Here is a 25,495-nt window from a genome sequence, read left to right as displayed (position 1 = left end):
TCGGCTTTTTTTACAGTTTTTTAAGTTTTTCTATAAAAGATAATGAAAGAGACTCAATGTTGTTGACATGTGTCTTTACACCCGGGTAAAACAAGATATAATGTGATAGTGTTATCTTTCACAACTAGAATTAAAGGAGTAAAATCATGCGGGATTTTTTACATAAAAAAGGGATTAGTTTGTCTCCAAAGGTTTATTTCATTACAGGTTTTCAATATTTCGCCCTTGGTTTGATGGCTTCCCTTATCGTTGGACTGATTTTTAAAACCATAGGTGAACAGATGTCTATTCCGTTTTTTGTTAAAATGGGCCAATTAGCTATGACATTAATGGGACCAGTTATTGGTACGGCGGTTGCTTATGGATTAAAGGCGCCACCTCTTGTTCTCTTTTCAGCTGGAATTGCAGGGGCAGCCGGGGCTGAACTTGGAAGTGTTGCAGGCTGTTTTGCAGCTGCTTTAATCGCGGTTGAGATTGGAAAATTAACATCGGGTGAAACAAAGTTTGATATATTGGTCACTCCAGCTGTAACCATTTTAACCGGTTATACTGTGGCTGCTTTTGTAGGACCGGGAATCGATCAATTCATGAAAACATTTGGACAGCTGGTTATGTGGTCGACTGAGCAAAAACCTTTAATAATGGGGATATTAGTTGCTTTATTATTAGGTCTTGCTTTAACAGGGCCGATCTCATCTGCGGCTATCGCAATGATGTTAGGACTCGAAGGTATTGCAGCTGGTGCGGCAACAATCGGCTGTGCTGCGCAAATGATTGGATTTGCCACGAGCAGCTATAGGGAAAATGGCTTTGGAGGCTGGTTAACACAAGGAATCGGCACATCGAAGCTTCAGTTTCCAAATGTCGTGAAAAATCCTTACATCCTAATTCCTCCAACAGTTGCAGGGATAATCCTGGCTCCGATTGGAACGATGTTTTTTAAGATGGAGAACATTCCAGCTGGTGCTGGGATGGGAACAAGCGGATTAGTCGGTCAGATTATGACACTCAGGACTATGGGCTTTACCTTTGAAACATTTCTTGCTATATTTATTTTGCATTTTGCAGGCCCTATAATCATTAGTCTGCTATTATCAGAGTGGCTAAGAAAGACAGGCCGGATAAAATTCGGTGATATGAAACTGAACCAATAAGGAGCTGTTATATATGCAGAATATTAAATCAATCGAACAATTTCGTGAGACTATAAAATCAGGTGTAACCGTGGCTGTTTTTTCTGCAGATTGGTGCCCTGATTGTGTTGTTATTAAACCAATCCTTCCTGAGATTGAAGAGGAATATTCACAATATAACTTTGTCTATGCAGACAGGGATGAACTAATCGAACTATGCCAGGAGCTGGACATCTTCGGAATTCCAAGTTTTGTAGCTTTTAAAGACGGTCAAGAGATCGGCCGTTATGTGAATAAAGAGAGAAAAACAAAAGAGCAGATCACAGCCTTTTTAGAAGAATTAAATATCCAAAACAAATAGGATAAAAGTGTATGCTATAATAGCGATATAGCAATTTTTATAATTGAAGGGAAGTATTTTAGTATGGCAAAAGTTGAAGTGAACCACAGTAAATATGAAGGAATTCGTTTTGATATTCAAGATGAGAACGTTATTTTAGTAGATATCTTAGAAACGATTCCATTCGAATATGCAGGTAAAGAAACAATGGTTACGATTCCGACAACTGAATTTACGTCTGTATGTCCGTGGTCAGGACTTCCGGATTTCGCAGATATTATTATCAGCTATATTCCAAACAAAGATTTAGTTGAAATGAAGTCGTTAAAATACTATTTAACATCTTACAGAAATGTAGGAATCTATCAAGAACATGCAACCAACCGCATTAAAGAGGACTTGGTAGAACTTTTAAAACCTAAATATCTAAAAGTAACAGGTAACTGGAATGCACGCGGCGGACTAGGAACTGAAGTAGTAGTAGAATATAAAGAAGATAGCAGCAACTAAATGAAAACCTCCTTTTGGAGGTTTTTCACGTTGACACACTTTTCGCTTAATGAAAGGAGGCGGTAGGTTTTGAGTAATACAATTAAACTAAAAAAGGCATTAGAACAAAGACTCTCAAATCCTGAACGAGAAATTACGTATATGAGAGAAGAAGAAACGTTGAGAGTACAAGATACGCAAACAGGGAAAGGGGTATCTCTTTCTTTAGGCGGACTTAGTGCGAAATGGGATAAAGAAAAAGACCAGCTCTTAGAGGAGCTCGTTTATTATGTTGAGGAAGGTTTAAAAGCCACACGTCTATCTGCTGATGAAGAGTCTCTTTCACGTATTTTCCCTGTTATCCGTTCAGCATCATTTCCTGCTGAAACACCAGAGGGTGAAAAGCTCTTCTATCAGGAACACACTGCAGAAACAAGAATTTATTATGCTTTAGACCTAGGCAAAACTTATAAACTTTTGACGAATCATAAGATGAGGGAATTAAATGTTGAGGAGTCTCAGGTTGTTGATGCTGCAAGATTTAATGTGAAGCGGCTGTCAACAGACTATAAGCAGGACCAGGTAGCCGGAAATACTTTTTTCTTTTTAAATCATAATGATGGTTATGATGCGAGCAGGATTCTCAATATAAGTTTCTTAGAAGATATGAAGAAGCGTATATCGGGTGAAATGGCTGTAGCTGTACCTCATCAGGATGTATTGATTCTTGCTGATATTCAAAATAAGCAGGGGTATGACATATTAGCGCAAATGGCTATGCAATTTTTCATGAATGGCCGCGTACCGGTAACTGCTTTACCATTTATTTATGAGAACAAAGAGCTTGAACCAGTCTTTATTTTAGCGAAAAATAAGCCGGTAGAAGATGAAACGAATGAGTAATCAGTAAATGGTAAGTTCCCCTAAATAAAAACCGCTAGAACATTCTAGTGGTTTTTATTCTTCTTTTTGGGGCGTATGTGCTCAAATAAATATTTATACTATTGTTTCTCTTCTATTTTCGCTACAATAAAGAAACAACCAACAGAAATAGGTGAGAAAATGAGTTGGATAAAAAAATTAATGAATACGTTTTTTGATGATGATAATGAGGATGAATCCTTATATGAAAAAGAAGAGCAGCCTGTAAAAAAACAGCGTGCAGATGAGAAAGGCACTCCAGCACATAAGCCGGCCAGAACACCAGCTTTTAAAAACAGCGGGAGAAAGCCTGTTCAACCGAACAATCAGCATTCGGCTAAAATGCTGCATAAGTATCCAGAGAATGCTCCTTTCCGTTTCCCGGTCATACCTGATGAAAAAACAAGCAAAAAGGCTCCAATCCAGCGGAATACATATCAGCCAAGAGAAAACAATTTTGAAAAAGAGCAGGTAGTGCGCAGAGAAGAAAGGTCAGCTAGAAGTGAAAGTAGAAGATCATCATCTTCTATGGCTCCGAATCAAAAGAAACCAGAACCTAAACGCCCTGCATTTAAGGCTACACACGTTCCATCGCCGGTTTATGGCTATGAGAGAAAGAATAAAAACTCACATAAGCCAACAAACGATGCAAAAGATTCGGTTTCAGAGGTTAAATCAAGGTTTACTCCTACTGATGTGCCGTCACCTGTCTATGGCTATGGAAAGCGGAAACCTGAAGGGATTTTATTTATTGGGAGAGACATACCTCCAACGAACTCGATTGCGGAAGAACTTTTGAAATCAGTAGATGAAGCACTTCCTGCAGCACCTGAAGAAGTTGTTTCTGTTTCAGAAGAAATAAGAGAAAATGCTGTATTGGATCCTGAAACACCTGATGAAGAATTTGTGGATCAAGAACTAATTGTTCATGAAACCCGAGCAGCAGAACATTTAATCGAATTAGAACAAGAACAAGAAATGATTTCTGAGGAAACACCAGCTTTCCATCAGGAAGAAGCTCCAGTGATCTTTGAAGACCCAGTTCAGCAGGAAGAAAAAAGTAACGGCTTAAATGAGGTTTCTTCCACTGAAGCTGGACCAGTTCAACAAGAAAGAATGGAACAAGAGAGAGCAGGACAAGAAGATACTGCTCCAGCTCCAGTTATAAAACGTGAAACACCAAGAAGCGGCGGAAAGTATGTGCCTTTTAATGTACTGATGCTTAAAAAAGACAGACAACCAAGCATATCACAGACTAAAAAAGAACAAACAACAGTTAGACCTCAACCCCCTGCATTTCATACAAGACCAGAAAGAGCGGTAAACGAGAACAAGCAGCTATTTGTTCCATTATCATTCTTAAATAAGGCGGCTGTATCTCTAGAAGACGATGATATTTGGCTGAATGAACAAAAACATACTCTTCAGTCTACATTGGACAATTTTAATGTGAATGCAAAAGTTGTTCACATGACAAAAGGTCCTGCTGTAACTAGATTTGAAGTTCAGCCGGCACCAGGAGTCAAGGTTAACAAGATTACGAATTTAACGGATGACATTAAGTTAAGTCTTGCCGCAAGGGATATACGTATTGAAGCGCCGATACCTGGTAAAAACGCAATAGGTATTGAAGTGCCGAATCAGCATAGCAGGGCGGTATTCTTACGTGAAATTATTGAACATGAGGTGTTCAGAGACTCAGCTTCTTCTTTAACAGTTGCCTTAGGTCTTGATATTTCGGGAGCTCCTGTTGTAACTGATCTGCAAAAGATGCCGCATGGCTTGATTGCAGGTGCGACAGGATCAGGAAAGAGTGTCTGCATTAACTCGATTTTAGTAAGCTTGTTATATAAAGCGAAACCAGATGAAGTTAGGCTGCTGCTCGTTGACCCTAAAATGGTTGAACTTGCACCTTACAATCATATTCCTCATCTTGTTACACCGGTTATAACCGATGCAAAAGAAGCAACTGCCGCTTTGAAATGGGCTGTTGAAGAAATGGAAAGACGTTACGAAGAGTTTGCAAAAACTGGTGTCAGAGAGATCAAACGCTATAACGAAAAGATGGAGCAGGAAAGACTCTATCAGAACAAGATGCCTTATATTGTAGTCGTCATTGATGAGCTTGCTGATTTAATGATGGTGTCTCCACAGGAAGTAGAAGAAGCTATCTGCCGAATTGCCCAAAAGGCCAGAGCTTGCGGCATTCACTTGCTTCTCGCGACTCAGCGTCCATCAGTTGATGTTATTACTGGTTTGATAAAAGCGAATGTACCGACACGAACAGCATTTGCAGTATCATCTGCTATCGATTCACGAACGATTTTAGATATGAGCGGTGCTGAACGTTTATTGGGCCGCGGTGATATGCTATTTATGGAAAACGGATCGAATAAAGCAGTTCGTATTCAAGGTACCTTCGTATCGGATGAAGAAATTGAAGAAGTAACACGATATGTGAAAGAAGAATATAAAACAGATTATCTATTTACACGCGAGGAACTGATTCAGCATCAGCAAACGACTGAAGTTGAAGATGAGCTTTTTGAAGAAGCTTGCTATTATGTGATCGAAGTAGGGGCAGCATCTTCTTCCAGTCTGCAGCGCAGGTTTAGAATTGGCTATAACCGAGCAGCGAGACTTGTTGATATGATGGAGAGCTTTGGATTAGTTTCTGAAGCGATGGGAAGCAAACCAAGGCATGTCCTCCTCACACAAGAAGAATTAGAGAATCGTTTATACAGTCAAGTAGATTAAAGATGGCCGATTTTGTAATGCTATTGGAAGTAGTTGATTTCCGCTCCAGGATGCTCGCTTTCCGCGGGGCGTGCGGTGAGCCCACTCGTCGCTTTGCGACATTGAATGGTCTCACCTGTCCCGCTGATCCCGCAGGACAAGGAAGGCTTCGACAGTGTTACATCGCACGAAGAAAATGTTGATTCTCATTTTCGAGGAGTCTCGCACCTTGCACTCCAATCAACTTGTCAGTGAAGAGAATGAACAAAATTACTTAAAAGCAACAATCTTTTAGAAAAGAGCCTATAGAAAAGAGTCTTAAAGATAGAATAAACTGGCGGTGATCCCGCCAGTTTTTCTGTTTTCCGGTGAATGATCTGCATATGAAGAAGCCCATCATAAATGATTTTCTTGAGTTATTGGGACTTGTCGGCTATTATAGTGTGGGGAATAGTTCCCTTCTGTTATTAACCATGAAAAAGTCATGAGGAGTAAATAGATGAAAGAAATAGAATTAAAGCTGCAGGGAAAAATTAAGCGGCTGACGAATAAAACATTTAAATTTGATGAACGGATCAGAGAGGGATGGTTCTCTGCTGTTTATTTTCTTAAAACATGTGAAATAGTAGAATCGTTTAAACCTGATAATGTAGTAACCATGCAGTTTTTCCAAAAAAGCGAGGCTGTTTTATGCGGTTCAGATGAAGCAATCGCACTTATAAAGACGTTTGCTAAAGATCCAGACTCCTTAGAAATCTATTCGTTGAAAGACGGAGATAAAATTTCTCCTTTTGAAACAGTACTCACTATAAAAGGACCCTATCAGAATTTTGGCTTTCTCGAAGGAATGATTGATGGAATCCTAGCCAGAAGAACGTCGGTAGCTACGAATGTTTATAATGTAGTTAAAGCTGCGAGCAAATCCGGTATCCAAAAGCCTGTAATTTTTATGGGTGACAGAGACGATCACTTTGCTCAGCAGGCTGGAGATGGATATGCATCCTATATCGGGGGCTCAACCGCACAAGCTACACATGCTATGAACGAATGGTGGGGCAAAAAAGGTATGGGGACTATGCCTCATGCTCTTATACAAATTTTTAATGGCGATATTGTTGAAGCTACTAAAGCATACCATGCAAAATATCCGGAAGATGATCTTATTTCACTTGTCGATTACAACAACGATGTAATTACAGATGCTCTAAAAGTAGCGAGAGAGTTTGGGGAAACGCTAAAAGGGGTAAGGGTTGATACTTCACGAACGATGGTCGACCAATACTTTTTCAGAAACCCAGACGTGCTTGGTTCTTTTGATCCAAGAGGCGTTAACCCTGAGCTGATATTTGCACTTCGTAAAGCTCTGGATGAAGAAGGCTTTCAGCATGTGAAAATCGTTGTAAGCGGAGGCTTCAAAAAAGAAAGAATCGAACAATTTGAAGAGCAAAAGGTTCCTGTGGATATTTATGGTGTAGGCAGTAATCTATTAAAGATTAATATTGGATTCACTGGCGACAATGTCCTGATGCATGACAATCATCAAGCAAAAGCAGGAAGAATCTATCGACACAATCCAAGACTTGAACGCGTAGAATAGATTTGGATTAAATATTCATTTTTTTGGTGAAGTTATAGGAAGGTATTCTTTTAATATCGGACTATAGAATCTTATCATCTGTCTATCATGGTGATGATACTTAATTTTTGCTATAATGGTTCAAGTATTGAATCAGCCTGTAATTTGTAAGATATAACCATTCAAGTAATCAGGCATATAATAATACAAATAGGCCTTTTAGAAGGTGTTCTTTTTGTGGAGGGCTTTACATGACACAATACCATTTTATTGGAATTAAAGGGACAGGGATGAGCCCGTTGGCACAAATCCTTCATGACATGGGTCATGATGTACAAGGATCTGATATTACTCAATACATTTTTACGCAGTCAGCGCTGGAAGAGAGAAACATTCCTGTGTTACCGTTTGACAAAAATAACATTCAAGAGGGTCAAACCATTATTGCAGGTAATGCATTTGGTGAGCAGCATGAGGAAATTCAAGCTGCAAATGAAAAGAATATACCGATTCACAGGTATCATCACTTTCTTGGTGAATTTCTTTCTAACTTCACTTCTATTGCCGTTACAGGTTCACACGGAAAGACTTCAACGACGGGACTGCTTGCACATGTTGTAGGGGCAGCAAAGCCTACTTCTTTCCTTATCGGAGATGGAACCGGAAAAGGAAGCATGGGAAGCGAATACTTTGTGTTTGAAGCGTGTGAATACCGAAGACATTTTCTTTCATATGAACCAGATTATGCAATCATTACAAACATCGACTTTGATCATCCTGATTACTTTTCTGACTTGGATGATGTAATCAGCGCATTCCAACAGATGGCGATGCAAGTGAAAAAAGCGATTATCGCATGCGGAGATGATGCAAATCTTCAACAAATACATGCTCAAGTTCCCGTTGTATTTTACGGATTTGAAGATCATAACGATTTTCAGGCTAAAAACATTCAACGCGGTGATGAAGGTACGACTTTTGATGTATTTGTGCGAAATACGTTTTATGGTACGTTCCAGATTCCTGGATACGGAACTCATAATGTATTGAATGCATTAGCAGTGATTGCGATCTGTCATTACGAAACACTGCCAATGGATATTATTAAAGAGCAGTTAAAGACCTTTTCAGGTGTGAAGCGCAGATTTTCAGAAAAGGCAGTTGGCGATCAAATCTTGATTGACGACTATGCGCATCATCCGACTGAAATTAAAGTTACAATCGAAGCTACAAAATATAAGTATAAAAATCGTGAAGTGGTTGCTATTTTCCAGCCGCATACGTTTACCCGCACAAAAACTTTCCTGGATGAATTTGCAGAGAGCCTAAGCGAAGCTGACCATGTATACCTTTGTGATATATTTGGTTCCGCTAGAGAAAATGCTGGTAATCTCTCAATCGATAATCTTAAAGAAAAGATTCCTAATGCGGAGCTTATATCAGAAGATACCATCGATGTTCTTAAGAAATTCGATAATGGTGTACTTCTGTTCATGGGAGCTGGTGACATCCAAAAGTTCCAAAGAGCATACGAAGAAGCACTTACAGCAACTCCATAAGAGAAAAAAGAAGCTGACCCATAATGATAAAACTTTATGGTGTCAGCTTTTTTTTGGATTAAGATTTGGAGGTACCGCGTGAAACTAAAAGGAATTGGCGCGGGACTAGCAATGTTCTGCATGAAACACACATGTTTTTGCGCGAACGCGTAACAAATAAAAGAACACATACAATAATATTCAGCTATCTATTAGAAAGGCTTTTCTCTAAAAGATTTTTGCTTTTGAGTAATTTGGTTCCATTCTCTTCTTTGAGATGTTGATTGGAGTGCAAGGTGCGAGACTCCTACGGGACGAGTGTGACAGGTGAGACTCCTAACTGCGCAAAGCGCTAGGAGGCTCACGGCACGCCCCGTGGAAAGCGAGCAACCTGTAACGGAAATCAATTACTTCCAAAAGCAGCAAAGTTTACGAAAACAGCCATTAGAAAAGACCGCCTAAATTAACTATAGGGCGGTCCCATTTATATTACTTTAAGTTCTCTGGATTCAACTGTTCAAGATCTGGCAATACGAATACACCATCTTTACGGATTAAAACATCATCAAAATAGATTTCTCCACCGCCGTAATCAGGGCGCTGAATCATTACCATATCCCAGTGAATGTTAGATTCATTTCCGTTATAAGCTTCTTCATAAGCTTGACCTGGAGTGAAGTGGAAACTTCCGTCAATCTTCTCATCAAATAAGATATCTTTCATCGGGTGTTTGATAAATGGATTTACACCAATTGCAAACTCACCAACATAACGGGAACCTTCATCAGTATCAAAGATTTTGTTGATACGCTCTGAATCGTTTGCTGTCGCCTTAACAATTTTCCCATTTTCAAAAGTTAATTGTACATTTTCAAAAGTGAAGCCATTGTAAGGTGAAGGAGTATTGTAAGAAATAGTTCCATTTACTGAATCTTTAACTGGAGCTGTAAATACTTCTCCATCAGGAATATTGTTCTGGCCCGAACATTTGATAGAAGGAATATCTTTAATAGAGAACGACAGGTCTGTTCCTGGTCCCGTAATACGCACTTTATCTGTTTTATCCATTAAATCTTTTAGTGCGGTCATTGCTTCATCCATCTTGCCGTAATCAAGGTTGCAGACTTCAAAATAGAAATCCTCAAATGCTTCAGTACTCATGCTGGCTGATTGTGCCATTGAAGCATTTGGATAACGAAGAACACACCATTTTGTTTTCTTTATACGAATCTTGCGGTGCATTGCAAAAATGGTTTTTTCATAGAGTGCCATCTTTTCAGAAGGAACATCTGACATTTCGTTGATGTTGTCACCTGAGCGCAAGCCGATATAAGCATCCATCTGGCTCATTAGCTCTCCTTCATGCTTTGCGATCATCTCCATTTGTTCTTCAGATGCTTGAGTATACTGTGCACGCATTACTGAATGATCTTTTAGTAATACAAAAGGATATCCTCCAGCAGCATATGCTTCTTGTACTAATGCATTTACTAATTCTTTTTGCAGTCCAAAGTTTTCGATGAGAACTTTCTCACCTTTTTGTAAGTTTACCGAGTATGTAATCAAGTTTTTTGCGAGTTGCTGAATTCGCGGATCTCTCATGTTGAATAATCCCCCTATATATATTTAATATCTTCTTTATTTTAACTTAATTTAAACAATTTGTAATGTTCTATTAAAGGAATTTAGCTTTAAGCCCAGAATACTTAATAAAACACGTTTCCTTTGATATAAACTCGGGAAAAGCTAATAATATACTTTCAGGAGGTGTCTCGTATAATGGAAACCATTATTTCAATCAGTGTAGCTATCATTGCAGTAGCATTTGTTGTACTCGTTTATTTTTTATCAAGAGCTTTAAAGTCCTTGCAAATAACCCTCGATAATGTCGCGGTAACGCTTGGAAGTCTGGAAAAACAACTAGACGGCGTGACGCGCGAGACAACCGATTTGTTACATAAAACAAACCAGTTAGCCGAGGATGTTCAAAAGAAATCTGATTCATTAAATCACGTTTTCTCTGCAGTACAGGATTTTGGTCAATCTGTTCAAAAGGTGAACCAATCTGTCCGTAAAGTTACTGACCAGATCACGGTAGAAACGGAGCGGCAGTCTAAGCAAATATCGCAAGCGGTTCAATGGGGAAATGCAGCATTGAATTTATGGGAGAAGTATAAGCTCAAAAAATCCAATGTTGATTCAGCGACAAACCAATATTCAAGAGGAGGAGTGTAAATGAGCAACAACAATAACAACAATCAAAACATTGACAGCAAGGATTTTATGATCGGTGCTCTCGTTGGCGGTATGTTAGGGGCAGCGGCAGCATTATTATTGGCTCCTAAAGCAGGAAAAGAGTTGCGAAGTGATTTAAATGAACAAGCTGTGTATTTAAAGGATAAAAGTAACGAGTTTTCTCATTTAGCTCGTGAGAAATCCTCAAATATTGTACGTACTGTTTCCGAGCAATCGAATCAAGTAGCTACAAAAGTTAAAGATTTAACTTCTAACCTGCGCAAAGACATTGATAAATGGCGTGCAAAAGAAGAAGAGAATGCGTCCGAATTGTATGGTGAAATTACAGACGATATCCAAGACGAAAAGACATTAGATTATGATCCAGCAAATGAGCAAGAATTAGTAGAGCAAAAATATTGATAAGTAAATAACAAATATGAAAAGATAAGAAAAAGAATCAGATTCTTTTTCTTGTCTTTTTATTATGGAGGTAGATTATTAATGTCACTTATTCAACTGCAAAATGAACAGGATTGGAATTTAGTTAAGGAACAAAAAAAACGTCTCATTATTATGAAGAACAGTACAACATGTCCTGTAAGTCATGAAGCTTTTAAAGAATACCAAAAATTTGCTTCTGAAAATGAAGAAGAAACGCTTTATTACTTGAATGTTCAAGACTCCAGACCGCTTTCTAATCTGATTGCAGATCAAACAGGAGTAAAACATGAATCACCACAAGTACTGATTTTTGAAGATGATACAGTCGTTTGGCATGATTCACATTGGAATATCACAAATAAAAAATTGACTCAGGCAAATGAAAAAACAAAAGCGTAGCAGGTAGACTGCTGCGCTTTTTCTTTAAGATTGTTTTAGCAAGCTTTGTTGCCCTTGAAAGTGGTTGATTTCTGCTCCAGGATGCTCGCTTTCCGCGGGGCGTGCGGTGAGCCTCCCTATCGCTTCGCGCTGACGGGGTCTCACCTTCAAGGAAGTTAGTGTGCTCCTGCGTCTACAAGCAAATCCTGACTCAGCGTGTTCCTCGTGCATGCCTTACAAGAAGTATTTTCAGGTGGTTGGCACGCTGGAGTCTCGCACCTTCCGCTCCAATCAACTTAAATGGTCATTAAATAGGAACCTCAAACTTTAATTCTAATGAATTTCCTGTTTCAATCTCTGTTTGAAAGCCTGCTTTTTCTTTGTTTTTTAATATGACTAATGTTTCACCTGGCCGCGGGGAAATTGCAATATCAACCTTTGTAAAAATATCCTGAAAAATAAACGGCTGCTGTTTTGTTTTTTCCATATTTAGTTCGTCATTTGGATAAAGAACAGAATCTTCCGTAAGTGACTCACCATTACGGTAGAACTTGAATAAAGGCCTGGTCAGTGATACTTCTTCATTATTAAATGTTACCGAACAGGATTGAAGAAGATTTAACTGAAGAACATCAAGTAAATCTTTTAAGGTTACCTGTTTGTCTTTAGCAGCTTCGAAAGTGAGATGATCACCATCGTTCCAGTTTGATCCTCTAACCATGACACAGCCGTTTAAATAAATGGAATTATTTATACTGCGGGACAATTGGATTGGCTTGCCGTCGACTTTTACAGAGAATGAAGAGTTGTTGTCGATCAGGTGCAAACCTTTTATCTCCATCATTTCTTCTATAGTACTAGGAAAATAAGAAATAAGTTCATCCCGGTCATTTAATAGAGTATCAGGGGTAACAGATTGATGATTAACATAATATTGCGTTTCGATGGTTGTCGGTTCACCATCAATTACAATCGTTTTAATTAAATGTTCTGAAACGGCTTCACTTGCGACAATAGAGGCATTTGCTCCATTTACGCCTGCATTATAGGAGATAACAGCTCCGTCAAAAATTTCATGCGAAAGAGAGGCTTCCTTTCCGCTCATAATAATTTGCGGTGGAGTGCCAAGACCGCCTTTAAACATTTTTACTTCACCATTGACTTTGATCATTAGACCCATTCCAGGTCTGCCATATAGCTTTGAAAGGTCAGCGCCGCCTGCTATAAGCGCATCCCCAATTGTTAGTTTTTTTACTTCGAATAACCTTATCGTTTTTTCGTTTACAGTGACGGTTACATATTTTACAGGATTTTCTCTTGCAGCTATCCCAATCCCAACAGGGGTAACAAATTCAGGACCGGTCTGTTTAATGGATGAAGTAAGTGATGTTATAGCATCAATACCCCGAATAGCTGCACGTTCTATTGGTAAATTAAGTTTTTCTGCAATTTTCTCACGCAGCCTTGGTGTCATGCTTCCTCCGCCTACAAGCATGACAGCTTGCGGTGGTTTTGCATTCAGCTGAAGAATTTCTTGCGTTATTTTTTCAGCAAGATTTTCAATAGCTGGCTGTATTTTTTCTAGAACTTCGAATTTAGATTTCTTTGCAGAAAATCCTAAAATATCGGTATATTCCACAAAATCTTTATTGAATAGGGATCGCTTCATTTCTTCAGCCACTGGGAAATCCAATAGGAACTCTGAGCTGATCGCTTCAGTGATTTCATCCCCTGCTACTGGAACCATACCATAAGCCACAACAGTACCTTCGGCTGTTAAAGCTATATCAGATGTTCCTGCACCTATGTCAACGAGAGCCACATTTAATTTCCTCATAGATTGGGGGATCAGCACATTGATTGCTGCAATTGGCTCGAGTGTTAAAGCCTCCATCTCAAGATCTGCTTCTCGTAAAGCTCTAATTAAGGATTCGACAACCACTCTTGGGAGAAATGTTGCGATTACCTCCACGGAAGCTGTTAAACCTTGCTGACCGATAAAGCTTCCGATTTCCTGATCATCCAGGTAATAATGAAGAACCGAATATCCTACACAATCGTAGATGTGATTAGATTTTTCATCCAGTATGCTAGCCAGCTGGAACTGAGCATGCTGAACGGCAGCAAGCTCCATATGTATAACTTCTTCTTGCATTGCTACAGCAACTGCTGATATGTCTCTTTCTGATCTGCCTTTTACTGTTTTTAATGCTCGTCCTGCAGCAGCTACACAAACTTTTTGGAGTGGTCCAGTTTCCGTTTCAAGCTGTTCTTTAATTTTTTTAATAACTTTAGCAACGGCAGGTATATGATGGATTTGTCCATCCAGCATAGAACGCTCTTCATGTTCCATGACTTTCATATGCAAAACTTCATATTTTCCATCAGAATGCTGCTTTAATATTATACCGACAACTGAGCGAGTGCCGATATCCAGTGCAAATAAAAGATTTTTGTCCACGAAGGCACCTCTTTTTGATACGATAGACGTAAGGAATTGTTTAAACGATTTAAAGCTGATAATTTTATAGCCTAATTATTAGAAATGTATCACATTTTTTACATTTTATAAATACAGAGGTGTATATAGATGAATCATCCAGAATTAAACACATTACGGACCGAGCTTGATGAAGTCAATAAAGAGCTTTTGGAGTTAATCAGTAAACGAGGCGAGCTTGTTCAGAAGATCGGAAAGATTAAGACCGCACAAGGCATGAAAAAATATGATCCTGTAAGAGAAAGACACATGCTGAACTTAATTGCATCAGAAAATGACGGTCCGTTTGAAACAGCTACTATGCAGCACCTTTTTAAAGAAATATTTAAAGCAGGTCTGGAACTACAAGAAGATGATCATAGAAAGGCGCTGCTCGTATCCAGAAAACAGCGGTCAGAGGATACTATTATATCGGTAAAAGGGACTGAAATCGGAAGCGGGAGCCCAATCCTGATTGCGGGGCCATGTGCTGTAGAAAGCTATGAACAAACAGCAGAAGTAGCACAAGCTGTAACGGACAATGGTTTGAGGATTCTTCGTGGCGGGGCGTTTAAACCTCGTACTTCTCCATACGATTTTCAAGGACTTGGTATTGAAGGGCTGAACATATTAAAAAAAGTTGCAGATGAATACAACTGCGCAGTAATCAGTGAAATCGTTCATCCAGATGATTTAGAAATGGCTTCTGAGTATTTGGATATCATTCAAATCGGTGCAAGAAATATGCAAAACTACGAATTACTAAAAGCTGCAGGGAAGATAGACAAGCCTATTCTTTTAAAAAGAGGGTTATCTGCTACGATCGAAGAGTTTATCAATTCAGCTGAGTACATCATGTCTCAAGGAAACGGCCAGATCATCCTTTGTGAGAGAGGAATCCGTACCTATGAAAGAGCAACTCGAAACACACTGGATATAACCGCTGTTCCAATTCTAAAACAAGAAACACATCTTCCCGTATTTGTAGATGTTACGCATTCTACAGGGAGAAAGGACTTGCTCCTTCCTGCGGCTAAAGCAGCGTTAGCTATCGGAGCTGATGGAGTTATGGCTGAAGTACATCCAGATCCTGCAGTGGCTTTATCGGATGCAGCACAGCAAATGAACATTAGCGAGTTTGAAAAGTTCGTTAGTGAACTTGTTAAAACGGGCTTTATTAAAATGAATCAGATGGTATAGAGTGTTTCAGCTAGCCGGCAGTAAATAACGCTGCCGGTTTTTATTATGGTTTCAGGATTAAAAAGAGTATGATAAACTCTGATTTCGCCAAAAATAAGCAAAATAGGTATGTTTTCTTTTAAAATCATTTCAATTATTGAATAAATCGTGAAACATGCTCCTATTCGTTGCCTACTTTACTACTTTATCGTATGATATTAGCATTACATAGCTGTCGGACATGCAGTAAAAAGGAGGACTATTTTTGAATACAACAATTTATGATGTGGCACGCGAGGCAGGCGTTTCAATGGCAACGGTTTCACGCGTTGTTAACGGAAACCCGAACGTTAAGCCGTCTACCCGAAAAAAGGTATTAGAAGCAATTGAAAGACTAGGCTATCGTCCTAATGCAGTAGCAAGAGGATTAGCAAGCAAAAAAACCACGACTGTAGGGGTTATTATCCCTGATATCTCAAGTATCTTCTTTGCTGAATTAGCAAGGGGTATTGAAGATATTGCGACAATGTATAAGTACAATATTATTTTATGTAACTCTGATCAGAACAAAGAAAAAGAAATTCATCTATTGAACACGCTGCTTGGAAAACAAGTAGATGGAATTGTGTTCATGGGCGGTAAAATTACAGAAGAGCATGTAGAAGAGTTCAAGCGTGCTCCGGTTCCTATTGTTATGGCAGCAACGGTGGACATGAACGAAGAAGTTCCTTCAGTTAATATCGATTATGAAAATGCTGTTTACGAAGCAGTTACAAACCTTCTTGAAAAAGGACACTCATCTGTCGCTATGGTGACAGGACCCCTAGAGGATCCAATCAACGGTTACTATAAGTTTAACGGCTACCGAAAAGCGCTAGAAGAACATGGAAAAAAAGTGGAGGAGAGCCAAGTTTTTGTCGGTGAATACACGTACGATTCAGGTATTGAAGCTGTCGAGTCTTTCCTTGATAGTGATAATAAACCATCCGCTATATTTGTAGGAACAGACGAAATGGCTTTAGGTGTTATTCATGGCGCACAGGATCGCGGTTTAAAGGTTCCTGAAGATATTGAAGTTATCGGATTCGACAATACCAGACTTGCGACTATGGTTCGTCCAACCCTATCAACAGTCGTACAGCCTATGTATGATATTGGAGCGGTAGCAATGAGATTGCTGACAAAGTTAATGAACAAAGAAACGGTGGAAGAACATACTGTTGTATTGCCTCATCGTATTCAATTTAGAGATTCTACAAAATAAAAGGTTTTTTTCAAAAGATTGTTGCTAGGTCATTTTTTATCCTCTTCATTGAAAGTTGATTGGAGTGCAAGGTGCGAGACTCCTCGAAAATGAAAATCAACATTTTCTTCGTGCGATGTAATGCTGTCGAAGCCTTCCTTGTCCTGCGGGATCAGCGGGACAGGTGAGACCCCGCCAGCGCAAAGCGTTAGGGAGGCTCACCGCACGCCCCGCGGAAAGCGAGCATCCTTTAACGGAAATCAACTACTTTCAAAGTAACAAAGTTTGCGAAAACAGCCAAATAAAGACGATTTGATGAGGTGGGAGAATTGAGAATTGGTATTATCGGTGCAATGGATGAAGAAATCGTATATATGAAAGAAGCACTTGATATATATGGGGAAAGCATTTTCGCACAAAATAAATTTTATGAGGGCACACATCATAATAAAGAGGTAGTACTCTGTAAATCAGGTGTAGGTAAAGTTAATGCAGCGATTACTACACAGATTCTGATCGACAGATTCAAAGTTACTCACATCCTATTCACTGGTGTTGCTGGTGCACTCGACCCTGTTCTTGAAGTGGGGGATATCGTCATCTCATCGAGCGCGATGCAGCATGATATCGATGCATCTGCATTGAGTCCTGATTTTCCGAAGGGAACCATTCCGATGTTTGCCTTTGACTCTGAGTTTAAAGCGGATGAGAAGCTAGTTAAACTAGCAGAGACAGCAGCTGAAAATCTTTCAGGACCACAAGTAAAGGTTGGCAAAGTATTAAGCGGTGATCAGTTCATCGCCGATCGTGAGCTGGTAGAAATTTATCGTACACTGTTTAATGGATCATGCATCGAGATGGAAGGATCAGCTGTAGCTCAAGCTTGCTTCTTAAACGAGGTGCCATTTGTTATTATTCGCTCCATCTCAGATAAAGCAAATGGTGAAGCTCCAGCAAGCTTTGGAGAATTTACAGCACTTGCAGCAAGACGTTCATCTGATATGGTGGAATCTATTATAAAATCCATATAAAGTTGTACAGCTGGCTCAACATAGGCGTATATTTTCCTAGTTAAGCCAGTTTTTTTAATAACGAACCTTCTATTTTGCAGAGGGAATATGAGACTTTGTCGAAAATCGTTTATTTTTAAAATAACGTGCGATTAATAGCCGCTATCGTGCGATTATCTAAAATAACGTGTGAATATTTCTATTTACGTGCGATTATCAAAAACTGACATTTATAGTACCAAAAAGGAGGACTCCCCACGGAGTCCTCCTTCTTTTATGAGCTTTTTCGAATGGAATACAAGCTTTTTTCAAGTGTTGCCCTGTTCTTTGAAGTGATTTCGTCTTTCCTTGGAATCGGCTTATAGATGCCAGTTTCATCTTCCCATGTACGAGGCAATGGATGCTTGGCTTCTTTATCCCAGCGGGTAAGCCAGCTCTCAGCGATCCGACCAGCAGGTGCATTATCATTCATCACACACCATAAATAAGACCATGCTCTCGGCACGACTCGCCAAATATCATATCCACCTCCGCCTGTTGCTATCCAGCGTCCGCTACAGTACTTATCTGCTACTTTTTTTGCTATTCTCGGTATTTCAGCATACGTTTTCATCGTCACCGACAAGTGGGTGAGAGGATCATAATAATGAGCATCAGCACCATTTTGGGTGATAATTACATCCGGTTTAAAAAAGTCAGCCACTTCCCACAGGCTTTTTTCATAGCATTCTAAAAAAGATTCATCTTCAGTAAAGGCATCAACAGGAACGTTAAAGGAATATCCATAACCTTTCCCAGCCCCTTTTTCATGAATGGAGCCAGTTCCAGGAAATAAATATCTTCCCGTTTCGTGAATGGATAATGTACATACATCCGGGTCGTCATAAAAAGCCCATTGAACACCGTCTCCGTGGTGAGCATCTGTATCCACATACAAAACACGTGCCTTATACTTTTGCTTCATATATTCAATAGCGATTGAGCTGTCGTTATAGATACAAAATCCGGATGCTTTACCTCTGAATCCGTGGTGAAGGCCTCCACTCAAACTAAGAGCGTGTTTTACTTTCCCTTCCATGACCCAATCGACGGCTGTTAGTGTAGCCCCAACAATCCAGCTGCTTGCTTCATGCATGTTTTGGAAGATCGGCGTATCTTCCGTACCAAGTCCGTAATTAAGTCCGATTTCTTTACTGAGCTTTCCTTCTCCCGCTTTTTTAACGGCATCAACATAACCTTTGTCATGAATAAGCATGATTTCTTCGTCTGTAGCCTGTCTTGGAAGGACAATCTTGCTGTCATCCAGGCAGCCTGAATCTTTAAGCAACTCATAGGCCAGCTGGACTCTAAGCTGATTAAAGGGATGTGTATCATTGAATTTATAGCCTAAAAGATCTGGTGAATAAACAAAGACAGAATCATTTCCCATTGTTCTCACCTGGAACTGGAGGCCACTTCACTTCATAGCCATGATCTATTAAATGCTCGATTACTGGCAATGGGTTCATCGTTCCAACTCTGAAAACAACAATCTTCTCTTTTTCATCATGAGAGGGGTAGACGAGTACAGAGCTGATATTTAAATGAAAATCCTTTAATACACTGGCTACTTTCGCTAGCTGGCCAGCTTCGTTTGGTACAGCAACTTCCAAATGAGATCCAGGCTGATGAGTACCTGTTAATTGAATAAAAGCATGGAGCATTTCCCGCTCGGTAATTAAACCTACTAGTTTGTTATCTTCTAAAACTGGAATGCAGCTTATGTTATGTTCGTAAAAAATAGTAGAGAGTTCTTCTGCAATATCTAAAGGATGTGCTGTGAAAACGGCATTTTTCATTATCGTTGAAACTGGATTCTCAAAATCTTCAGGATGCTCATTTTGATGAAAGATGGATGGACTTGCATCTTTTACTTCCCGGTCAGTAACAAGACCCAATAAATTGCCGCTGTCATCAACAACAGGGAGGTAACGTACATCTTTCTCAAGCATAAGTTTAAGGGCTGTTCCAATCGTTTCTTCCGCATGAATTGTCACTGTGTTTACTTGCATCATATTTTGAACGATCACAATATACCACTCCCAAGTAAATTCTCTCTGTATTGTCAGTCGAATTAATACATAAATCGATTCTTAAAACGGATTCTATCAAATTGCTGAACGCTATCCAGGTCGATTCGCTTTCCGATCCGAACCATTAAACAGTTTGCAGGGTGTGAACTAATCTCCGGATCGTCGGTGGCCATATATTCAAGGTCACCTGCATTCATCATTTTTTCCATGATCTTTCTATAATCCCATACAGAAAGCTTTGTTCCTTTTAAGTCCCAATGCCAATAGTACTCAGTTGTGATGATGATGTAGTCTTCCATCGCATCATCCATCATAGAAACTTTTAATAGTGTTTTGCCAACTTTAAAATTCCGGTAGTCAGGTATTACTTCAATAGCACCAAGTTCCAGCAGATTTTCCATGTTGCCTTCTGACCATCGTTCAAGTGGATCGGGATACACGTATGTAACATAGCCGATGACTGTATCTTTATTTTTTGCAATAATAATTCTTCCTTCATCCAGCTTAGCAATTTCAGTAACAGCTTTTTTTTGCTCGTTAGCTGGTCTGAACGCCTTTAGATTTTCATGAAAATATAGGCCTTCCAGTGTTTCGGCTGACACGGGTCCTTCAACGGTTATTGTGCCATGAGATGTTTTTAAAGCAACGCAGTTATATGTTTTATTGTGTTTCATGTCTACACCACCTAGGTTTGTTTCCAACTTCTATTATACATGATATCGTCGCAATGTAAGGGGTTTCATAACCCTTTTTATAGATAGTTCTAATAAGTTAAAAAATTTTGATAATATGTTATACTTGAAGAGATATTCAATAGGGAAGGGAGAAATAGCAATGAAACTGGAAGCGCTTCCGATAATAAAAGGTGATTTTAATTTACAAGATTATGAGGCAGCATACGGAGCATTTGATTGGAAAGACATTGAGAAAGAATTCTCCTGGCATAAGACAGGTCGAGTAAATATAGCATATGAAGCCATTGACCGGCATGCTGCATCCCATCGAAAAAACAAAGTCGCACTCTATTTTTCAGATCAAAAGAGGGACGAGAAGTACACGTTTAAAGAAATGAAGGAAATGTCTAATAAAGCAGGAAATATGCTGCGTCAACTAGGAGTAGAAAAAGGGGATCGTGTGTTTATTTTCATGCCGCGTTCACCTGAGCTTTATTTCGCATTCCTTGGTTCCGTCAAATTAGGAGCTATTGTTGGTCCGCTCTTTGAAGCATTTATGGAAGGTGCCGTAAGAGATAGACTTGAAGACAGTGAAGCAAAAGTACTGGTGACAACACCTTCACTTTTAGAACGTGTACCTGTCAGTGAACTGCCAAACTTAAAACATGTAATTCTTGTTGGAGAAGATGTAAAAGAAGAAGGTCCATATGTAAGTTACTTTGATCGCATGGCAAAAGCCTCTAAGGATCTTGATATTGAATGGGTTGACCGCGAAGATGGATTAATTCTTCATTATACATCAGGTTCAACAGGTAAGCCGAAAGGTGTGCTGCATGTACACAATGCAATGCTTCAGCATTATCAGACTTCTAAATGGGTTCTTGATCTAAAAGAAGAAGATGTATACTGGTGTACAGCAGACCCAGGCTGGGTAACAGGTACCTCGTATGGAATCTTTGGACCATGGCTGAACGGAGCTTCGAGTGTAATTAGAGGCGGACGTTTTTCACCAGAAGACTGGTATGGAACCATTGAAAAATACGGCGTAACAGTATGGTACAGTGCTCCTACAGCTTTCCGTATGCTGATGGGCGCTGGAGATGAAGTTGTGAAGAAATTTGATCTGTCCGCACTGCGTCACATCTTAAGTGTCGGTGAACCTTTAAACCCTGAAGTTGTTCGATGGGGGATGAAGGTATTTAATCTTCGTATTCATGATAACTGGTGGATGACTGAAACAGGCGGCCAATTAATCAGTAACTATCCTGCGATGGAAATTAAACCAGGCTCGATGGGGAAACCGTTCCCTGGTGTTGAAGCAGCAATTATTGATGATCAGGATAATATCTTGCCTCCATACCGAATGGGTAACCTTGCGATTAAAAAGGGCTGGCCGTCCATGATGCGGAAAATTTGGAATAACCCTGAAAAGTATGATTCATATTTTACTCCTGGCGGCTGGTATGTATCAGGTGATTCAGCATACATGGATGAAGACGGATATTTCTGGTTCCAGGGAAGAATTGACGATGTAATCATGACTTCCGGAGAACGTGTTGGACCGTTTGAGGTGGAGAGCAAGCTTGTTGAACATCCGGCTGTTGCAGAAGCAGGTGTAATTGGTAAGCCAGACCCTGTTCGCGGAGAAATTATTAAAGCATTCATCGCCTTGCGTTCTGGCTATGAGCCAAACGACGAGCTGATAGAAGAGATTAGAAGTTTTGTGAAATCAGGACTCGCAGCGCATGCGGCTCCACGTGAGATTGAATTCCGGGATAAACTTCCAAAAACACGAAGCGGTAAAATTATGCGTCGTGTACTAAAGGCTTGGGAGCTTGATCTTCCAACAGGCGACCTTTCTACAATGGAAGACTAAGCGTATATAAGACAGGAAAAACCCTCGAAATCAATTCGAGGGTTTTTTGTCTTTCTTTTTATTATCTTGTGTAGTTGCTGGTGGAGGATCTCCTGTACCTGGATCAGTTGGAGGTGGTGGAGGATCCTGTGGTTTATCTGGTTTATCTCCATCTCCCCCAGTCGGAGGAGGAGTTCCGGGTTCTGCCGGCGGTTTCTTTTCCCCTACTTGAACTTTTGTTTGAGCAGCTGATTCTTTCCCAGAGATATCAACGGCTGTTACATAGACAACTCCATTAGGAACTTTCGCAGAAGTTTTATCTGCTGTAACGGATCCTATTTTATTAAACGATTTGCCATCTGTTGAATGATAGATTCTGTATCCAATCACATCATTCTCACCATGTGCTGACCACGATAATACGCCATCAGACATTTTTGCTCCTGCAACAGGTGATGGCACTTTGCCATTCTCTTTTAACTCTTTCTCAGGAACGATGTTGCTCAAGAGATCAATTTTTTGGGTAAGCTTATTCAGGGTTTCTAATCCGAGCTCCTTTAAGAATTCTTCTTTTATAAGCACACCCTCTTTAGTAAATTCTTCAGGTGTAGTTGGTAGTGCTTTATATTTTGCATCTCCAACAACTACATAACGGCCTTTTGTTAAAGTATCATCTACTTCTTTAGGAGTGAACTTTGCATTAAACAAATCTGTTGTTACAAGACCCGCACTTCGGCAAAGATCAGATGGAAGTTTACCAGAGATTCCACAAATTTCACGGCGTACAATTCCTGAAGGCATCGCAAATCTTTGTTCAGGATCAACTAATTGAGGTGCGTGTTTATGAGCTACATTTATAAGCTGAGCCCATATGGTCTGATTTCTTTGACCGGTGTTACCAGCTAAATCAGCAGGTGTGTCATAACCAATCCAAACTCCGAATGTAACATTAGGATTAGAGGCCACAAACCATGAATCTTTATCTTCATTGGTTGTTCCTGTCTTACCAGCCCAATCAGACTGAAATGCCAGTTTTCGAGGTACACCTGCGGCAGTACCAGATGACAGTACATCTCTCATCATATCAATCATTAGATATGATGTTTGCGGACTATAAACTTGTTTCGGTTCACTTTTATGCTGATAGATTACTTCACCATCATTCGTTTCTATTCTATCAATCATATAAGCATCAACAAATTTCCCGCTGTTTGCAAATGTAGAAAAAGCATTAACATTTTCTTCGACTGTAACCCCTATATCTAGAGCACCTAGTGCCATTGCAGTGTGGGCTCTATCACCTTTAGTAAGAGTAGTTACCCCCATTTGAATCAGCTTTTCAGTAGCTTTCGCATGATCTACTCTTTGATAAGATCTGATAGCAGGAATATTTCTAGATTTCTTAAGTGAGTGACGAACAGAAACTAGACCATCAAAATCTTTATCATAGTTATTAGGTTTCCATCCATTTATGTCGATTGGAGTGTCAGGTACGATTGTTCCTGGCTGAACTTTGCCTGTTTCGACAGCATAAGAGTATGCGAGTAATGGCTTCATTGTTGAACCGTTTTGTCTAGGTGCGCTTGTCGCATGATTGGTTTGTTCTCTATTAAAATCACGCCCGCCAACAAAACTGATTATCTTTCCTGTTTTATTGTCAATTAATGTTGCTCCGACTTCTTCAGGCTGTGGTTTTTCAAGTTTTATTCGCTGACCTTTATTATTGTATACATACTGATTAGCTGGTCCGAACAATCCATCATTTTTAACAACCTGCTGCATTTCATCATAAATTTTTTGATTGATAGTTGTATGAATTTTAATTCCTTTTTGCCTGATTTGAATACGTGCGTTATCCTGATATTCTTTTAATTCTTCAGGAGTTAATTCTTCTACTTTCTTACCGTCTTTTTCAGCCTCTAATTTTGTAAGAACTTCAACTGTACGCTTTTGTACTTCAACTGTTAAAAACGGATACTTTTCAAAAGAAGATTGCTTATTGGTCGTTAAATTTTTCTTAATGTCATATTTAATCGCTTCATCATATTCAGCTTGTGTAATCGTTCCAGCCGAGAGCATACGGTTTAGAACAGTCTTCATCCGTTTTAAGCCTGCTGAAATATCTTCTTTTGGCTCACCGCCATTGTTGAAAGGCGTGTACACGAACGGGTTCTTCGGAAGTCCTGCTATGTAAGCTGATTGCGCCAAATTAAGCTTGGAAGCTTTGACTCCAAATATACCTTCAGATGCTGCCTGGATTCCTGCCACGTTTCGTCCAGAAGAATTACGGCCATAAGGGACGATATTGAGATAAGCTTCAAGGATCTCATCCTTCTTTAATACTTTTTCAAGACGCATAGCTAAAAGTATTTCTTTTGCTTTTCTATCAAATGAAACTTCATTCGTAAGAATTTGATTTTTTATTAGCTGCTGTGTCAGCGTACTTCCGCCTGTGACGATTGCGGCACCAGAAAATTCTTCATACATTGCACGCAGAATCGCTTTTGGCACTATGCCTTTATGTTCATAAAAGTATTGATCTTCTGTAGAAATAATCGCTTTAATTACGTATGGAGAAACGTCTTTTAGTTTAATTTCTTGCCTGTCCAAGTCTGATTGAAGTTTACCCATGTATTGATCGTTATCAAAATAAACAGTGCTTGTTTCCTCGTAGTTGTAGATGTCTTCTTTCATAGCCGAGTAAGCGCGTACTGGTTCATCCTTTACTAGTGAAGCAAAGAATCCTGCTCCTACTCCAGCTGCGAAAACACCACCCAAAACAAAAAGAACTGTGACAATCAAAAACATGTTCCAAGTAACGTTATATGTAATTCGTGCTGTTCGAATAATACTTTTTTCATTCAAAAAGTGGACAAATTTCTCCCATTTTTGTTTAAGTCCATCAAAATGAGACATCATTTGGTACTCCCCCCCCTGTGTATAAGTATAACATACGGTCGAATTGTGAAAATGGGCAGTTTTTTTGAAATTATAAGATTGACATGAATTTCGTCCATATGGTAAAAATAAAAGAACAATAATAATGATAAAGCTAAGATAGGAATAAGTAGCAGATGTCTCCCTGTTTCAGAAAGCTGGTGGTTGATGCAAACCAGCACATAGGCAGTTTGTGAATTACCTCCTGGAGCTTTCCTTGTGAACCGTTTAGTAGCAAGGAACGGATTGAAACCGT

The 25,495-nt window shown here is 39.5% G+C and carries 20 protein-coding genes and 1 other annotated feature (1 of these 21 only partly in view); of the genes, 14 read left to right on the top strand and 6 right to left on the bottom strand.

Annotation, left to right across the window (positions count from 1 at the left end; translation table 11 throughout):
* Positions 1-146 precede the first annotated feature (146 nt).
* The 7 genes from ABE41_RS14630 (at position 147) to murC (ending at position 8,754) form a co-directional block, all read left to right on the top strand.
* Positions 147-1,154: a PTS sugar transporter subunit IIC gene (locus ABE41_RS14630; RefSeq protein ID WP_066291754.1), complete on the top strand. Its 1,008-nt coding sequence runs from the start codon at positions 147-149 to the stop codon at positions 1,152-1,154.
* A gap of 13 nt (positions 1,155-1,167) precedes the next feature.
* Positions 1,168-1,494 (top strand): thioredoxin family protein, encoded by a 327-nt coding sequence (locus ABE41_RS14625; RefSeq protein ID WP_066291752.1) that lies wholly within the window; start codon positions 1,168-1,170, stop codon positions 1,492-1,494.
* Positions 1,495-1,557: 63 nt separating this feature from the next.
* Positions 1,558-1,983: a preQ(1) synthase gene (queF, locus tag ABE41_RS14620; RefSeq protein ID WP_066291750.1), complete on the top strand. Its 426-nt coding sequence runs from the start codon at positions 1,558-1,560 to the stop codon at positions 1,981-1,983.
* Between the two features lie 69 nt (positions 1,984-2,052).
* On the top strand, positions 2,053-2,865 hold the full coding sequence (locus ABE41_RS14615) for a DUF1444 family protein (protein WP_066291746.1): 813 nt from the start codon (positions 2,053-2,055) through the stop codon (positions 2,863-2,865).
* 159 nt (positions 2,866-3,024) lie between these two features.
* Positions 3,025-5,640: a DNA translocase FtsK gene (locus tag ABE41_RS14610; protein ID WP_066291744.1), complete on the top strand. Its 2,616-nt coding sequence runs from the start codon at positions 3,025-3,027 to the stop codon at positions 5,638-5,640.
* A 478-nt stretch (positions 5,641-6,118) separates the two neighbouring features.
* Positions 6,119-7,216 (top strand): nicotinate phosphoribosyltransferase, encoded by a 1,098-nt coding sequence (locus ABE41_RS14605; RefSeq protein ID WP_066291742.1) that lies wholly within the window; start codon positions 6,119-6,121, stop codon positions 7,214-7,216.
* 230 nt (positions 7,217-7,446) lie between these two features.
* Positions 7,447-8,754 (top strand): UDP-N-acetylmuramate--L-alanine ligase, encoded by a 1,308-nt coding sequence (gene murC, locus ABE41_RS14600; protein WP_066291739.1) that lies wholly within the window; start codon positions 7,447-7,449, stop codon positions 8,752-8,754.
* A 468-nt stretch (positions 8,755-9,222) separates the two neighbouring features.
* Here the strand turns inward: murC and ABE41_RS14595 are convergent, their stop codons facing one another.
* A complete protein-coding gene (locus ABE41_RS14595) occupies positions 9,223-10,335 on the bottom strand; it encodes an aminopeptidase (protein WP_066291737.1) in 1,113 nt (370 codons plus the stop codon).
* Positions 10,336-10,512: 177 nt separating this feature from the next.
* Between ABE41_RS14595 and ABE41_RS14590 the strand changes: the two genes are divergently transcribed.
* The 3 genes from ABE41_RS14590 to ytxJ all read left to right on the top strand — a co-directional run bounded on the left by ABE41_RS14590 (position 10,513) and on the right by ytxJ (position 11,811).
* Positions 10,513-10,968, top strand: a complete 456-nt coding sequence (locus ABE41_RS14590; RefSeq protein ID WP_066291735.1) for a DUF948 domain-containing protein — start codon at positions 10,513-10,515, stop codon at positions 10,966-10,968.
* The gene (locus ABE41_RS14585) at positions 10,969-11,391 is read left to right on the top strand and encodes a YtxH domain-containing protein (protein WP_066291732.1); all 423 of its coding nucleotides are present in this window, start codon (positions 10,969-10,971) and stop codon (positions 11,389-11,391) included. It begins immediately after the preceding gene.
* A gap of 81 nt (positions 11,392-11,472) precedes the next feature.
* Complete coding sequence (gene ytxJ, locus ABE41_RS14580; RefSeq protein WP_066291727.1) at positions 11,473-11,811, top strand: bacillithiol system redox-active protein YtxJ; 339 nt, start codon at positions 11,473-11,475, stop codon at positions 11,809-11,811.
* Positions 11,812-12,097: 286 nt separating this feature from the next.
* Here ytxJ and ABE41_RS14575 read toward each other — a convergent pair whose 3' ends face one another.
* A complete protein-coding gene (locus tag ABE41_RS14575; RefSeq protein WP_066291726.1) occupies positions 12,098-14,251 on the bottom strand; it encodes a cell division protein FtsA in 2,154 nt (717 codons plus the stop codon).
* A gap of 129 nt (positions 14,252-14,380) precedes the next feature.
* On the opposite strand from ABE41_RS14575, the gene ABE41_RS14570 reads away from it, so the two are divergent.
* The 3 genes from ABE41_RS14570 to ABE41_RS14560 all read left to right on the top strand — a co-directional run bounded on the left by ABE41_RS14570 (position 14,381) and on the right by ABE41_RS14560 (position 17,722).
* Positions 14,381-15,469, top strand: a complete 1,089-nt coding sequence (locus tag ABE41_RS14570) for a bifunctional 3-deoxy-7-phosphoheptulonate synthase/chorismate mutase (protein WP_066291724.1) — start codon at positions 14,381-14,383, stop codon at positions 15,467-15,469.
* 244 nt (positions 15,470-15,713) lie between these two features.
* Complete coding sequence (gene ccpA, locus ABE41_RS14565; RefSeq protein WP_066291721.1) at positions 15,714-16,712, top strand: catabolite control protein A; 999 nt, start codon at positions 15,714-15,716, stop codon at positions 16,710-16,712.
* Positions 16,713-17,020: 308 nt separating this feature from the next.
* Positions 17,021-17,722, top strand: a complete 702-nt coding sequence (locus tag ABE41_RS14560; RefSeq protein WP_083207818.1) for a 5'-methylthioadenosine/adenosylhomocysteine nucleosidase — start codon at positions 17,021-17,023, stop codon at positions 17,720-17,722.
* Between the two features lie 253 nt (positions 17,723-17,975).
* Here ABE41_RS14560 and ABE41_RS14555 read toward each other — a convergent pair whose 3' ends face one another.
* The 3 genes from ABE41_RS14555 to ABE41_RS14545 are packed head-to-tail and all read right to left on the bottom strand — an operon-like array spanning position 17,976 to position 20,447.
* Positions 17,976-19,130, bottom strand: coding sequence for an acetoin utilization protein AcuC (locus tag ABE41_RS14555; protein WP_066291718.1), 1,155 nt, complete (start codon positions 19,128-19,130; stop codon positions 17,976-17,978).
* Entirely contained in the window at positions 19,120-19,770 is a 651-nt protein-coding gene (locus ABE41_RS14550) for an acetoin utilization AcuB family protein (protein ID WP_066291715.1), read from the bottom strand. The genes ABE41_RS14555 and ABE41_RS14550 overlap by 11 nt, the downstream gene beginning before the upstream one ends.
* Before the next feature lie 44 nt (positions 19,771-19,814).
* The gene (locus ABE41_RS14545; RefSeq protein ID WP_066291710.1) at positions 19,815-20,447 is read right to left on the bottom strand and encodes a GNAT family N-acetyltransferase; all 633 of its coding nucleotides are present in this window, start codon (positions 20,445-20,447) and stop codon (positions 19,815-19,817) included.
* A gap of 160 nt (positions 20,448-20,607) precedes the next feature.
* Between ABE41_RS14545 and acsA the strand changes: the two genes are divergently transcribed.
* Positions 20,608-22,323 (top strand): acetate--CoA ligase, encoded by a 1,716-nt coding sequence (gene acsA / locus ABE41_RS14540; protein WP_066291708.1) that lies wholly within the window; start codon positions 20,608-20,610, stop codon positions 22,321-22,323.
* 30 nt (positions 22,324-22,353) lie between these two features.
* On the opposite strand, the gene ABE41_RS14535 is transcribed toward acsA, so the two are convergent.
* Positions 22,354-25,221 carry a transglycosylase domain-containing protein gene (locus tag ABE41_RS14535; protein ID WP_253805353.1) on the bottom strand — a complete coding sequence of 956 codons (2,868 nt, stop codon included), beginning with the start codon at positions 25,219-25,221 and terminating at the stop codon, positions 22,354-22,356.
* A 126-nt stretch (positions 25,222-25,347) separates the two neighbouring features.
* Positions 25,348-25,495: a binding site (T-box leader), on the top strand; it runs 78 nt beyond the window's last position.

This window comes from Fictibacillus arsenicus, from assembly GCF_001642935.1.
Lineage (GTDB): Bacteria > Bacillota > Bacilli > Bacillales > Fictibacillaceae > Fictibacillus > Fictibacillus arsenicus_B.
This window is presented reverse-complemented; position numbering and strand designations above follow the sequence as displayed.